At 40.4% G+C, this 14,821-nt stretch carries 10 protein-coding genes; 7 read left to right on the top strand and 3 right to left on the bottom strand.

The window, feature by feature from the left end; genetic code table 11:
• Nucleotides 1-70 precede the first annotated feature (70 nt).
• The 3 genes from ACLPIE_RS20385 to ampD all read right to left on the bottom strand — a co-directional run bounded on the left by ACLPIE_RS20385 (nt 71) and on the right by ampD (nt 1,926).
• Nucleotides 71-607 (bottom strand): ATPase, T2SS/T4P/T4SS family, encoded by a 537-nt coding sequence (locus ACLPIE_RS20385; RefSeq protein ID WP_430263531.1) that lies wholly within the window; start codon nt 605-607, stop codon nt 71-73.
• Nucleotides 608-685: 78 nt separating this feature from the next.
• A complete protein-coding gene (gene ppdD / locus ACLPIE_RS20380) occupies nt 686-1,111 on the bottom strand; it encodes a prepilin peptidase-dependent pilin (RefSeq protein ID WP_430263530.1) in 426 nt (141 codons plus the stop codon).
• 272 nt (nt 1,112-1,383) lie between these two features.
• Nucleotides 1,384-1,926, bottom strand: coding sequence for a 1,6-anhydro-N-acetylmuramyl-L-alanine amidase AmpD (gene ampD, locus ACLPIE_RS20375; RefSeq protein WP_430263529.1), 543 nt, complete (start codon nt 1,924-1,926; stop codon nt 1,384-1,386).
• Nucleotides 1,927-2,033: 107 nt separating this feature from the next.
• Between ampD and nadC the strand changes: the two genes are divergently transcribed.
• The 7 genes from nadC (at nt 2,034) to acnB (ending at nt 14,746) form a co-directional block, all read left to right on the top strand.
• Nucleotides 2,034-2,936, top strand: coding sequence for a carboxylating nicotinate-nucleotide diphosphorylase (gene nadC, locus ACLPIE_RS20370; protein WP_430263528.1), 903 nt, complete (start codon nt 2,034-2,036; stop codon nt 2,934-2,936).
• 585 nt (nt 2,937-3,521) lie between these two features.
• Nucleotides 3,522-4,292 carry a pyruvate dehydrogenase complex transcriptional repressor PdhR gene (gene pdhR / locus ACLPIE_RS20365; RefSeq protein WP_430263527.1) on the top strand — a complete coding sequence of 257 codons (771 nt, stop codon included), beginning with the start codon at nt 3,522-3,524 and terminating at the stop codon, nt 4,290-4,292.
• Nucleotides 4,293-4,460: 168 nt separating this feature from the next.
• Complete coding sequence (gene aceE, locus ACLPIE_RS20360) at nt 4,461-7,127, top strand: pyruvate dehydrogenase (acetyl-transferring), homodimeric type (RefSeq protein ID WP_430263526.1); 2,667 nt, start codon at nt 4,461-4,463, stop codon at nt 7,125-7,127.
• A 13-nt stretch (nt 7,128-7,140) separates the two neighbouring features.
• Entirely contained in the window at nt 7,141-9,006 is a 1,866-nt protein-coding gene (aceF, locus tag ACLPIE_RS20355) for a pyruvate dehydrogenase complex dihydrolipoyllysine-residue acetyltransferase (protein ID WP_430263525.1), read from the top strand.
• A gap of 204 nt (nt 9,007-9,210) precedes the next feature.
• Nucleotides 9,211-10,638 carry a dihydrolipoyl dehydrogenase gene (gene lpdA / locus ACLPIE_RS20350; protein ID WP_430263524.1) on the top strand — a complete coding sequence of 476 codons (1,428 nt, stop codon included), beginning with the start codon at nt 9,211-9,213 and terminating at the stop codon, nt 10,636-10,638.
• A gap of 815 nt (nt 10,639-11,453) precedes the next feature.
• Nucleotides 11,454-11,708, top strand: a complete 255-nt coding sequence (locus ACLPIE_RS20345) for a VOC family protein (RefSeq protein ID WP_430263523.1) — start codon at nt 11,454-11,456, stop codon at nt 11,706-11,708.
• A gap of 440 nt (nt 11,709-12,148) precedes the next feature.
• Nucleotides 12,149-14,746 carry a bifunctional aconitate hydratase 2/2-methylisocitrate dehydratase gene (gene acnB / locus ACLPIE_RS20340; RefSeq protein WP_430263522.1) on the top strand — a complete coding sequence of 866 codons (2,598 nt, stop codon included), beginning with the start codon at nt 12,149-12,151 and terminating at the stop codon, nt 14,744-14,746.
• Nucleotides 14,747-14,821 lie beyond the last annotated feature (75 nt).

Raw genomic sequence — 14,821 nt, 5'->3', positions numbered from 1 at the left:
TTAGATTATTGAGGATCAAAGCAAGAGGTTATCGAAATCAAGAACGATTTAAAACAGCAGTGATGTTTCACTATGGTAATTTAGATATGGGATTTTGAGTCTGACCACCATGATCGGGGAAGACCCAGTTCTGTCCATCAAAATACCACCCGAACTGCCCATCTTGTGGCCGTCTTTTTTCTGCAATGTTCATTTTTGCGAGTATTTTTATCCTAGCAATAATTTCATTGCTTATTTCGCAGGGTGGTGAGGGAATAAAATAAAGTTTCCCATCAACACGTAGCCTGATTTTAATCCCCTGTTTTGTCGGTTCAATATGTATATCTGATGAGCGTTTATGTATGGCTGTTTTTAGTAGATTATCAACAAAATCAACTGCGGGTGATGCATTGTTTAACTGTTCGAGCACTTTAGGTTGATAATCAACAGTTTCTTCTTGTACTTCATGAATTGCTTTATTGAAATAATGGTCAATTTTTTCTTTTGGCCAAATATCGTAACAAACAGGAACACTCGCGATAAACTTTAAAGTAGCAATTAAATTATCATCAGGTTTTTTTGCTGTTGCAATGGAAAGCCGCTTTTGATTGTAATCAACAATAATCATATAGTGTCTATCACATATATTTTTTAGTTCTTTAAAAATAAATTGGATTTCTTTTGATGAGTTCATGGTTTTCCTTAATTAAAAGGTAAATGTCTTTTCACATAATAATTTTAATTTTGCATTATTTTTGCTGTCGCAAATAACATTCCATTGGAATGGATTGTTATTTTCAGGAATAGTAGGTGTTAATGTGACATCAAGATTTGACAATGACTTGCTTCCGGTAAATTTAATAATGCCAGATTTCACATCTAGTTTACTGATGTATTTACCCGTTGTTCCATTTGGAATATTATCAGTGCCACTATTGCACTGTGATAAACTACCTTGATTAAAGCTACATATTTCGACGCTATTTTTATAAGGAAGTACCATTTGTAGTACATCGGTAATAGCCGCTTTTTGCATGTACCCTTGATATCCTGGGATCGCTACTGCACTGAGTATTGATATAATTGCGATGACAACCATAACTTCGATAAGAGAAAAGCCTTTCTGATTCATAATACAAACCTCCGTTGTTAAGTGAGCTTTTATCATATTTCTATTTTTTAACTAAACTTAGCTATTAACATTGTTGATACAAAGCGCTTTGTAAAATCAATTTGCAATTAAAATATATTACATATTTTTTGCGAAGGGCTTCACAGAGGTGTCGGTAATTTAAAGTATTGTTTGGATTATTTTATTAAATAGTAGAGAATTGATTTTTTAATCATAATGTAATTAAGCGCTAATAATTTATAATTTCTATTAGCGCTTAATAAATAAACTGATTATTTGTATATTTGGTTTTTATAACGTTGCCAATCAAAAAATGGGCCAGGGTCTGTTTTTCGGCCTGGGGCAATATCGCTGTGGCCAGTAATGTTGCTTTTAATTAATGGGTATTCGGTAATAAGTAATTGAGTTAAATGACTTAGGGACTGATATTGTTCTTCAGTAAATGGCTCAAAATCGGTTCCTTCAAGTTCAATACCAATAGAGAAATCATTACATTTGTCTTTACCTTGGTAGTTAGATTGGCCTGCGTGCCAAGCTCGCAAATGAAAAGGAACATATTGGATAATGCTGCCATCACGGCGGATTAGGCAGTGGGCGGAAACGCGAAGGTGTTTGATCTCGTCAAAAAATGGATGATCTTCAGGGTTCAAAGTACCTGTAAATAGCTGATTAATATAAGAACCACCGAATTGACCTGGGGGCAGGCTAATATTATGAATGACCAAAAGAGAAGGTATAGTATCTGTCGGGCGCTCATCATGATGTGGCGAAGGGATATGAGTCACATTATTTAGCCAACCATTATGTATTTTCATATCATTATCCATAGTATTCTCTTTTCTTTTTTTTGTTAACACTCGTGATTTGCAAACGAAAAGATTAGCATAGATAAGACAAAACGAGTGTATATTTGGAGCTAAAAATGGCGATACGACGTTATGATGAACAGCGAAGACGAGAAATTCTTCTTGAACGATTAGATGTTGATATCCCTTTTATGGTGGGTATCGCTTTAAAAGAGGATTTAGGTCAATCTATTGATTATAAAAAAGATATTACAGGCCAGTTGTTGAATGCAAACACACAAGCTAGTGCTCGGATTATTACTCGGGAGCATGGCGTATTCTGTGGAAAACAATGGTTAGATGAAGTATTTCGTCAACTTGGTGGTCAAGTTAAAGTTGATTGGAAAGTTCGAGATGGCGAAGCGGTTACGCCTAACCAAGTGTTATGTGAGATGAATGGTCCATCACAAGTCCTCTTGACGGGGGAGCGTACTGCTTTGAATTTTATTCAAACCCTTTCTTCCGTTTCAACCGTGACTGCTGAATATGTGAAGCAAACTTTAGGCACAAGGGCGAAATTACTTGATACGCGTAAAACTATACCAGGCTTGAGGTCAGCTTTAAAATACGCAGTATTAATGGGAGGCGGGTTTAATCATCGCTTAGGTTTGTCTGATGCATATTTAATAAAAGAGAATCATATTATATCGGCAGGTTCAGTAGAACGCGCTGTTGAATTAGCTCGCGAGGCTCACCCAGATGTTCCAATCGAAATTGAAGTTGAAAGTTTAGATGAATTATTACTGGCTTTAAAAGCACAAGCCGACATCATTATGTTAGATAATTTTACCCCAATTATGATGAAAGAGGCTGTGGTGTTAACCGCGGGGAGAGCGGCACTTGAGGTTTCAGGGAATGTCACATTAGAAACGATAAAAGAATTCGCAGAAACAGGGGTTGATTTTATTTCTGTTGGCGCATTAACCAAGCATATTAAAGCTATGGATTTATCTATGCGTTTTATTGATAGAAACGTGTAATTTGATCGAGGTTAAAAAATAGGAGCGCAAAAAGTATTTTGTTGCTCCTTAGTCACCTAACCTATGACTTTGCTTTTTCTTATTCACTCATAAATTGAAATATTGTAGTGCTATTTTGTTTTCTATATCCACGTAATTCTATGATAACAAAGTAAATTTTCATGCTTTTTTATCTATATTGATTTCAGTTAAGTTTGGTTTTGTTTCCGTAACAAAAAAACAACATATTGATAGTCTTGCATCGTAAGATATTCATTTTAATTGATTAGTTGATTTTAAAGTCTATTTTTATGAATATAAATTCATTTAATTTAATGCTTTATCGCTTCAGTTTTTAATTTTTAGCATAAAAATTCGATTTTAATGTTAAAGCAGTTTGCATTAAATTGCTTATTTGGTTATCAATTTATGCTAAATTTTAAAAAAAATTGTTAAGATTTGCAGGATTTTATGATTTAGCGCAAGGTCTTTATGGACAGATAGTGAATACTTTGTTACTTTATTAATCCATAAATAAATTGGTATTACCAATTAACACTGGGTAATACGTAATCAATAATTACTCACTCATGAATATGGCAGATTATGACTTACGGTAAAATTCGCCAACCAAAGTTATCAGATGTAATAGAGCAGCGTCTTGAACATCTTATTTTCGAAGGGACGTTACGCCCTGGCGAAAAGCTGCCTCCTGAGCGTGAACTGGCAAAACAGTTTGACGTATCTCGACCATCAGTGCGTGAAGCAATTCAAACATTAGAAGCGAAAGGGCTTCTATCTCGCCGCCAAGGCGGCGGTACGTTCGTTCAAAAAAAAATGTGGCAAAGCTTTAGCGAGCCTTTAGCTCAGCTACTTGAAGGTAATCCCGAATCTCAATTTGATCTTCTTGAAACTCGCCATGCCCTTGAAGGTATTGCTGCTTATTATGCAGCTCTTCGCGGTACAGAAGAGGATCTTGAACGAATTCGTCAAAGTTATGAATTAATTAAGACAGCGCAAGAAGAAGGTGGCCTAGAAGCGGAATCAGATGCAGTTCTGCAATATCAATTAATTGTGACTGAAGCAGCTCATAATGTTGTTTTATTGCACTTATTGCGTTGTATGATCCCGATGTTAGAGCAAAACATTCGTCAGAATTTTGAGTTCTTATACACCCGTAAAGAAATGTATAAAGCAGTTAGTGAACATAGGGCTCAAATTTTTACCGCTATAATGGCAAGAGAGCCTGAAAGAGCGCGCGAAGCTTCTCATCGTCACTTAGCCTTTATAGAGGATTTGTTGTTGGATATTAGCCGAGAGCAAACCCGCAGAGAGCGTTCTTTACGTCGATTGCAGCAACACCCTGATTTGAATTAGTAATATAGAATCTGACTGCTGCGTCTATATTACTGTGAAAGCTCTATTTGAGAGTTAAAGCGGCAACTACATTAGGGCCTATCTTCCCGCTGTTTTGTAAGTTGGAAAATAGCAGGAAGATAGGCTCCATATAAACATATAAAATAGATAACAGATAAGGAATACACCATGTCAGATATGTTAAAAAATGACGTGGATCCGATTGAAACTCGCGACTGGCTACAGGCGATTGAATCGGTCATCCGTGAAGAAGGTGTTGATCGTGCTCAGTTTATTATCGAACAGGTATTAAGCGAAGCACGTAAAGGCGGTGTAAATATTGCCGCTGGTGCATCTGGTCGTTCTGATTATATCAACACAATTGCGGTTGAAGATGAGCCAGCATACCCTGGGAACATGGATTTAGAGCGCCGTATTCGCTCAGCAATTCGCTGGAACGCAGTAATGACCGTTCTACGTGCATCTAAAAAAGACTTGGAACTGGGCGGCCATATGGCTTCTTACCAGTCATCAGCAACTTTATATGAAGTGTGTTTTAACCACTTCTTCCGCGCTCATAATAACAATGATGGCGGTGATTTAGTATTTTTCCAAGGCCATATCTCTCCAGGGATTTATGCACGTGCTTTCTTAGAAGGCCGTTTAACTGAAGAGCAAATGAATAACTTCCGTCAAGAAATTGGTGGTAATGGTCTGTCTTCTTATCCACATCCTAAATTAATGCCTGACTTCTGGCAGTTCCCAACAGTATCAATGGGTCTGGGACCAATTAATGCTATTTATCAAGCTAAGTTCCTAAAATACCTTGATAATCGTGGGTTGAAAGATACATCTGCACAGCGTGTCTATGCATTTCTTGGTGATGGTGAGATGGATGAGCCAGAATCTAAAGGTGCAATTACTATCGCAACGCGCGATAAGTTAGATAACTTAGTGTTCGTTATTAACTGTAATCTGCAACGTCTGGATGGTCCAGTTACAGGTAACGGTAAAATTGTTAACGAGTTAGAAGGTATCTTCAGTGGCGCCGGCTGGCAAGTTATTAAAGTGATGTGGGGCGATCGTTGGGACGAACTGCTGCGCAAAGATACCAGTGGCAAGCTTGTTCAACTGATGAACGAAACCCTAGATGGTGATTATCAAACCTTTAAATCACGTGATGGTGCATACGTTCGTGAGCACTTCTTTAATCGTTACCCAGAGACCGCTGCATTAGTTAAAGATATGACTGATGATGAAATTTGGGCGTTAAACCGTGGTGGTCACGATCCTAAGAAAGTGTATGCGGCATTCCAAAAAGCGAAAGAAACTAAAGGCAAACCAACTGTCATTTTAGCTCAAACCATTAAAGGTTATGGTATGGGTGAAACGGCGGAAGGTAAAAACATCGCGCACCAAGTGAAAAAAATGAACATGGATGGCGTTCGTCATTTCCGTGATCAATTCAATGTGCCTGTGGCTGATGATCAAATCGAAAAACTGCCATACATTACTTTCGAAAAAGATTCCGAAGAATACAAATATTTGCATGAGCGTCGTCAAGCTCTTGGTGGTTATCTGCCAGCTCGTCGCACTCACTTCGATGAAAAATTAGAAATTCCTGCATTGTCAGATTTCAGTCAATTACTTGAAGAGCAATCAAAAGAAATTTCAACCACTATCGCGTTTGTTCGTGCGTTAAATGTGATGTTGAAAAATAATTCTATCAAAGAGCGTTTAGTTCCAATTATCGCTGATGAAGCGCGTACTTTTGGTATGGAAGGTCTGTTCCGTCAAATTGGTATCTATAGCCCGAAAGGTCAACAGTATACTCCACAAGACCGTGAGCAAGTTGCATACTATAAAGAAGATGCAAAAGGCCAAATCCTGCAAGAAGGTATCAATGAGTTGGGTGCGGGTTCATCTTGGTTAGCGGCTGCAACTTCATACAGCACTAACAATCTGCCAATGATCCCATTCTATATCTATTACTCAATGTTTGGTTTCCAACGCATTGGTGATCTGATGTGGGCTGCGGGTGATCAGCAAGCGCGTGGTTTCTTAATTGGTGGTACTTCTGGTCGTACAACCCTCAATGGTGAAGGTTTACAACACGAAGATGGTCATAGCCATATTCAGTCACTGACAATCCCTAACTGTATTTCTTATGACCCAGCATTTGCTTATGAAGTTGCTGTCATTATGCAAAACGGTTTAGAGCGCATGTATGGTGAAAAACAAGAGAACGTGTATTACTACATCACCACGTTGAATGAAAACTATCACATGCCAGCAATGCCTGAAGGTGCAGAAGAAGGTATCCGTAAAGGTATTTACAAGTTAGCTTCTGTTGAAGGTAGTAAAGGCAAAGTTCAGCTGTTAGGTTCTGGTTCTATGATGCGCCATGTACGTGAAGCGGCTGATATTCTGTCTGCTGAGTATGGTATTGGCTCTGATGTATATAGCGTGACTTCATTCACTGAATTGGCTCGTGATGGCCAAGACTGTGAGCGTTGGAATATGCTGCATCCATCTGAAACACCACGCGTTCCATACATTGCACAAGTGATGAATGATGCGCCAGCAGTTGCTTCAACTGATTATATGAAACTGTTTGCTGAACAAGTACGTACTTATGTACCTGCAAGTGATTACCGTGTTCTGGGTACAGATGGTTTTGGCCGTTCTGATAGCCGTGAAAACCTGCGTCATCATTTCGAAGTAGATACCAGCTATGTGATCGTTGCAGCGTTAGGCGAATTGGCGAAACGTGGTGAGGTTGATGTTAAAGTCGTTGAAGAAGCGATCAAAAAATACAACATCAACCCAGAAAAAGTTAATCCACGTTTGGCATAAGAGGTAAAAATCAATGTCTATTGAAATTAAAGTGCCAGATATCGGTGCTGATGAAGTTGAAGTCACCGAAGTGATGGTTAAAGTGGGTGATAAAGTAGAAGCTGAGCAATCATTGATCACTGTTGAAGGTGATAAAGCTTCTATGGAAGTCCCATCTCCACAAGCGGGTGTGGTAAAAGAAATTAAAATTGCGGTTGGTGATAAAGTCGCAACAGGCAAACTAATCATGGTATTTGAAGCGGAGGCGGGTGCAGCAGCACCTGCTCCAGCACAAGAACCTGCTGCTCCCGTAGCAGCACCAAGTGCAGCAGAATCGAAAGATGTTGCTGTACCTGATATCGGTGGCGATGAAGTTGAAGTCACTGAGATCATGGTCAAAGTGGGCGACACTGTGACTGCTGAGCAATCTTTAATCACTGTTGAAGGTGATAAAGCCTCAATGGAAGTGCCTGCGCCATTCGCAGGTACGGTTAAAGAAATCAAAATCGCGACTGGCGACAAAGTAAAAACTGGCTCGCTTATCATGGTCTTTGAAGTGGCAGGTGCCGCACCAGCTGCGGCTCCTCTTGCACAAGCCGCTGCAACAGCGACTCCAGCAGCTTCTGCAATTAAAGATGTTAATGTTCCTGATATCGGTGGTGATGAAGTTGAAGTCACCGAAGTGATGGTGAAAGTGGGTGACTCCGTTTCTGCGGAGCAATCAATCATTACGGTTGAAGGCGATAAAGCGTCAATGGAAGTGCCTGCACCATTTGCAGGAACCGTTAAAGAAATTAAGATTGCGACTGGCGATAAAGTGAAAACTGGCTCGCTTATCATGACCTTTGAAGTGGCAGGCGCAGCACCGGCTGCGGCACCAGCAGCTCAACCGTCTGCTCCAGCGGCAGCACCAACACCAGCACCAGCGGCCTCAGCTTCAACTAAAGCTGCTGATAGCAAAAATGAATTTGTTGAAAATGATGCATACATTCATGCTACACCTGTAATTCGTCGCTTAGCGCGTGAATTTGGTGTGAACTTAGCGAAAGTGAAAGGTACAGGTCGTAAAGGCCGTATTCTGCGTGAAGACGTTCAAGCTTACGTGAAAGATGCCGTGAAACGTGCAGAAGCGCCTGCAGCAGCAGGTGGCGGCTTACCGGGTATGCTACCGTGGCCGAAAGTGGATTACAGCAAATTCGGTGAAGTTGAAGAAGTTGAGCTGGGTCGTATCCAAAAAATCTCTGGTGCTAACCTGAGCCGTAACTGGGTCATGATCCCGCATGTAACGCTGATGGAAGAAGTGGATACCACTGAAGTTGAAGAATTCCGTAAGCAACAAAATAAAGAAGCTGAAAAGAAAAAACTGGATGTGAAAATCACACCGTTAGTTTTTGTCATGAAAGCCGTTGCTCGTGCTCTGGAAGAAATGCCACGCTTTAATAGCTCTATTTCTGAAGATGCGCAGCGCTTGTTCCTGAAAAAATATATCAATATCGGTATTGCAGTAGATACACCGAATGGCTTAGTTGTTCCTGTCTTTAAAGACGTAAACAAAAAAGGCATTTTAGAGTTATCTCGCGAGCTGATGGAAGTTTCTAAGAAAGCGCGTGCAGGTAAACTGACAGCGTCTGATATGCAAGGAGGCTGCTTTACGATTTCCAGCCTTGGTGGTATCGGAACAACCAGTTTTGCACCAATCGTGAATGCTCCAGAAGTTGCCATTATGGGGCTGTCACGCTCTTCAATGAAACCTGTTTGGAATGGTAGCGAGTTTGTTCCTCGCCTGATCCTGCCAATGTCACTGTCCTTTGACCATCGCGTTATCGATGGCGCAGATGGAGCTCGCTTCATCACCCTAGTAGGGCAATTAATGAGCGATATTCGCCGTTTAGTGATGTAAATAATAAGACCGGCGAATGAGCCGGTCTGTTTTATTTAGGCTGAGGCAGAATTTTTTGCTGCTGCTACGAAAGGTTGGGAGTTACATCACGAAATGAGCCTTTTCAGGGTGTTAACAATTCTGTAAACTGCTCTCGGTGTGTACTTTCCCAGTGGAAGATCGTTTATTCAGCGGTACTGCTGGACAAAACAAAAAGAGGTCATGATGAGTACTGAAATTAAAGCCCAAGTCGTAGTGCTTGGAGCAGGCCCTGCAGGTTATTCTGCGGCTTTCCGTTGCGCTGACTTAGGTTTAGAAACTGTTTTAGTAGAACGTTATTCAACCCTTGGTGGTGTTTGTTTAAACGTTGGCTGTATCCCTTCTAAAGCTTTACTCCATGTTGCAAAAGTGATCGAAGAAGCAAAAGCTTTAGCTGAACATGGTATCGTTTTTGGTGAGCCAAAAACTGACATTTCCAAAGTTCGTTTATGGAAAGAAAAAGTGATCAATCAGCTAACAGGTGGTCTAGCTGGTATGGCGAAAGGCCGTAAAGTTAACGTGGTTAATGGCCTAGGTAAATTCACTGGTGCAAATACACTGGTTGTTGAAGGCGAAAACGGTAGCACAACTATCAACTTCGATAATGCAATCATTGCAGCGGGTTCACGTCCAATTCAATTACCATTCATTCCTCATGAAGACCCACGCATTTGGGATTCAACTGATGCGTTAGAGCTGAAAGAAGTTCCAGAGCGTCTTCTGGTTATGGGTGGGGGTATCATCGGTTTAGAAATGGGTACTGTGTATCATGCACTGGGTTCTCAAATCGATGTAGTTGAAATGTTTGACCAAGTCATCCCAGCGGCTGACAAAGATGTGGTTAAAGTATTCACTAAACAAATTAGCAAGAAATTCAACCTACTGTTAGAAACTAAAGTGACCGCAGTTGAAGCGAAAGAAGACGGTATTTATGTTTCTATGGAAGGTAAAAAAGCTTCCGCAGAACCACAACGTTATGATGCGGTATTAGTGGCTATCGGCCGTGTTCCTAACGGTAAAAACTTAGATGCAGGCAAAGCAGGCGTTGAAGTTGACGATCGCGGCTTTATCCATGTGGATAAACAAATGCGCACTAACGTGCCACACATCTTCGCTATCGGTGATATTGTTGGTCAACCAATGTTGGCTCACAAAGGTGTTCATGAAGGTCACGTTGCAGCAGAGGTTATCTCTGGTCTGAAACACTACTTTGACCCGAAAGTGATTCCATCTATCGCTTATACTGAGCCAGAAGTTGCTTGGGTTGGTTTAACTGAGAAAGAAGCGAAAGAGAAAAATATCAGCTACGAAGTTGCGACTTTCCCGTGGGCTGCATCAGGCCGTGCAATTGCATCTGACTGCTCAGAAGGTATGACTAAATTGATTTTCGACAAACAATCTAACCGTGTTATCGGTGGGGCTGTTGTCGGTGTGAACGGTGGTGAACTACTGGGCGAAATCGGCCTAGCAATTGAAATGGGCTGTGATGCTGAAGATTTAGCATTAACTATCCATGCTCACCCAACACTGTATGAATCAATCGGTATGGCTGCTGAGATTTACGAAGGTAGCATTACTGATTTGCCAAACGCTAAAGCGAAAAAGAAAAAATAATTTTCTTTAATCGCATAGATAAACAGTATCTCTAGTATGCTGTTTATCACCAAGGCGAATTGAAGCCAATGTGGAAACACGTTGGCTTTTTTTATATTTGCCTAAAAATAAAGGCAAAGCTTTATTTAATTTATTAATGCTTATTTCTAGTCATTAACTAAGCAATTTAATGTTTTTAATATAATTATTTAACTCTGAATTTTTGATGTTTTAATCAGTCGGTTAGGAAAATAAATTAACATATTTGAAAGGAACATAAATGAAATTAAAAATGGTAAAGGCTAAAATATGAAAATAGAACTGAGTTTACTGGAAGACGCTATAGTCACCATTTTCAATGAAATGAAAGAACAAGGAGTGGATAACATAGACTGAGATGCAGATTTTTATTGGAATGTACCTTCTGAATCTGTTTATGATATTTATAATGAGCCTACTTAGTTGGATATTGAGCAATTAGAAGCTGACTACGAGATATTATGTAAAGCTAAAGAAAAGGAACTACTAGTAAAATATAACTTAACGAATATATCTGTCATTCTTCGTTACTTAGCAGAAAAACATTCAAGTTAATTATATAGTTTAAGTCGGTAAGTTTTGGAGGCACAACTTACTGATTATAAAGCACACTTTAAACCAGTTTCATCCTTGATCTCGGCTTGTAACTTATTATGATAAAACAAATCTGAATCACTCATATAAATACACTCACTATCATGCAACTAAAACCAACTGCAATTTTAATTCACGTGCCTGATGTTCAAGCGGATTTGGCTTGGTACCAGTGAGCTTTTCCACAAGCAAGGGCAGAGTATTTGCCTGATTTCGATTTTACGTTACTGCATGTGGGGGACTTCACGATAGAAGTGGTGCAAGCTGATGAAAAAGTCAGCGAAGGCAAAAAAGGCACTGTACGTTATTGGCGAGTTGATAATTTTGATTTGGCTTTTGAACATTTCACTCAGTTAGGTGCAAAACGGTATCGAGAGCCGATGTTAATAGATGGTAACAACAGAATGTGCCAGCTTGAAGATCCATTTGGTAATTTAGTTGGGTTAAAAGGTCAATAAAAACAATTAAAAATTTAAAAAAAATTAAAACCAATCGCAATGATTTACCTTATCAATTAGTAATATAAATAAAACTACGATAAAAAATATAATTTGTGATTGCTGATGAAAAAAGGCACTAATTAGGGTGCTTTAAATTCCTAAATGCATTATAAAAAGTATGGTTTTATCAGTTTTTGTAATGATAAATAGTATCTTAAACTGGAAAATCACTCGTAATTAAGTGTTAAGGCATGAAGTTAGTAGATAAATGTTGCTTTCTTGTGAATGAATTAACATTACGTTTAAATTCTGCTATGCTGAGAGCCCGAAGCTGGGCATAATTTTACTGCTATTGAGATTATGCGAGCAAATTCCTCTGACCTGGCACCGGATGATAATTTTGTCAGTATGGTGCAGACAGCCGGGTATATAAATAACAAAGAAGCGAGGAGAACGTCGTGCTAGAAGAATACCGTAAGCACGTAGCCGAGCGTGCCGCTCAAGGGATTGTCCCTAAGCCATTAGATGCGTCACAAGTAGCTGCACTGGTAGAGTTACTGAAAAACCCACCCAAAGGTGAAGAAGATTTCTTGTTAGACCTGCTAACCAACCGCGTCCCCCCTGGTGTTGATGAAGCAGCGTATGTTAAAGCTGGATTTTTAGCCGCGGTCGCAAAAGGCGAAACTTCTTCCCCTCTTATCTCCCCTGAAAAAGCTATTGAACTGTTAGGCACCATGCAGGGCGGATATAACATTCATGCACTTATTGAAGCACTGGATGATACAAAACTCGCTCCTATCGCAGCAAAAGCCCTTTCCCACACGTTATTAATGTTTGATAATTTCTATGATGTAGAAGAAAAAGCGAAAGCGGGAAATGTGTATGCGAAACAAGTCATTGAATCATGGGCAGATGCGCAGTGGTTCAAAGAGCGTCCTGCATTAGCAGAAAAAATAACGGTGACGGTCTTTAAAGTCACAGGTGAAACCAATACGGATGATTTATCACCAGCACCTGATGCATGGTCTCGCCCAGATATTCCTTTACACGCATTAGCAATGCTGAAAAATGCGCGAGATGGCATTGAGCCTGATGATGCGGGTAACGTAGGTCCAATCAAACAAATCGATGCATTAAATAAAAAAGGCTTCCCACTCGCTTACGTTGGTGATGTGGTTGGTACAGGTTCTTCTCGTAAATCAGCGACTAACTCAGTGTTGTGGTTTATGGGTGACGATATCCCATTTGTACCAAATAAACGTGGTGGTGGTGTCGTATTAGGTGGCAAAATTGCGCCTATCTTCTTCAATACAATGGAAGATGCAGGGGCATTACCTATTGAAGTTGATGTTTCTAAACTAAATATGGGTGATGTCATTGATATTTATCCATTTAAAGGTGAAGTACGTAACCACGAAACCGGTGAGCTACTCGAAACATTTGAACTGAAAACGGATGTGTTAATTGATGAAGTGCGTGCAGGTGGTCGTATTCCATTAATTATCGGCCGTGGTTTAACGAGCAAGGCTCGTGAATCATTAGGTTTAGGTACGACTGATGTATTCCGTCATGCTAAATCTGTTGCACAAACCAATCGTGGTTTCTCATTAGCACAAAAAATGGTTGGTCGTGCTTGTGGTCGTCCAGGTATTCGCCCTGGCGAGTACTGTGAGCCGAAAATGACCTCTGTAGGTTCACAAGATACAACAGGGCCAATGACGCGTGATGAGCTAAAAGACTTAGCTTGCCTAGGTTTCTCTGCCGATTTAGTCATGCAGTCATTCTGCCATACGGCGGCATATCCAAAACCTGTTGACGTAACAACGCACCATACACTACCGGATTTCATCATGAACCGTGGAGGGGTTTCTCTGCGTCCAGGTGATGGGATTATCCACTCTTGGTTAAACCGCATGCTGTTACCGGATACAGTCGGTACTGGCGGTGATTCACATACGCGTTTCCCAATTGGTATTTCATTCCCTGCGGGGTCAGGTCTGGTGGCATTCGCTGCGGCAACAGGGGTAATGCCTTTGGATATGCCTGAGTCTGTATTAGTGCGTTTTAAAGGTGAGATGCAGCCGGGTATCACATTACGTGACCTTGTTCATGCTATCCCATTGTATGCAATCAAAGATGGCCTTCTGACCGTTGAGAAAAAGGGTAAGAAAAACATTTTCTCTGGTCGTATTTTAGAAATTGAAGGCTTACCAGAGCTGAAAGTTGAACAAGCGTTTGAGTTAGCGGATGCGTCCGCAGAACGTTCAGCGGCAGGTTGTACTATTAAGTTAGATAAAGCGCCAATTATTGAATACTTACAATCGAATATTGTTCTATTAAAATGGATGATATCGGAAGGTTATGGCGATCGTCGTACCATCGAACGTCGTATTAAAGGTATGGAAAATTGGTTAGCGGATCCGCAATTGCTTGAAGGCGATGCAGATGCAGAATACGCAGCTGTGATTGAAATTGACCTTAATGAAATCAAAGAGCCTATTCTGTGTGCACCAAACGATCCTGATGATGCACGCTTATTGTCTGATGTTCAAAACGAGAAAATCGATGAGGTGTTTATCGGTTCTTGTATGACTAACATCGGCCACTTCCGTGCAGCAGGTAAGTTATTGGATTCTCATAAAGGCCAATTACCAACACGTCTATGGGTTGCTCCGCCAACTAAGATGGACGCAGCACAATTAACCGAAGAAGGTTATTACAGCGTATTTGGTAAGAGTGGGGCGCGTATCGAAGTGCCAGGCTGTTCGTTATGTATGGGTAACCAAGCACGTGTTGCTGATGGTGCTACGGTCGTCTCAACGTCAACACGTAACTTCCCTAACCGTTTAGGTACTGGGGCGAACGTTTACCTCGCATCTGCTGAACTTGCTGCGGTAGCGTCACTGTTAGGTCGTTTACCAACACCGGCAGAGTATCAGCAATTTATGGATAAAGTTGACGAAACAGCTGCGGATACATATCGTTACCTGAACTTTGACCAATTATCACAATATACCGAAAAAGCGGATGGCGTGATTTTCCAAACAGCAGTTTAATGCGTTACTGCTGTTACGATAAAGACTCCTAATGTTAGGGGTCTTTTTTCTATCTATCTTATTCTTTTATCTATT

Source organism: Providencia sp. Me31A (assembly GCF_050487165.1).
GTDB lineage: Bacteria > Pseudomonadota > Gammaproteobacteria > Enterobacterales > Enterobacteriaceae > Providencia.
This window is presented reverse-complemented; position numbering and strand designations above follow the sequence as displayed.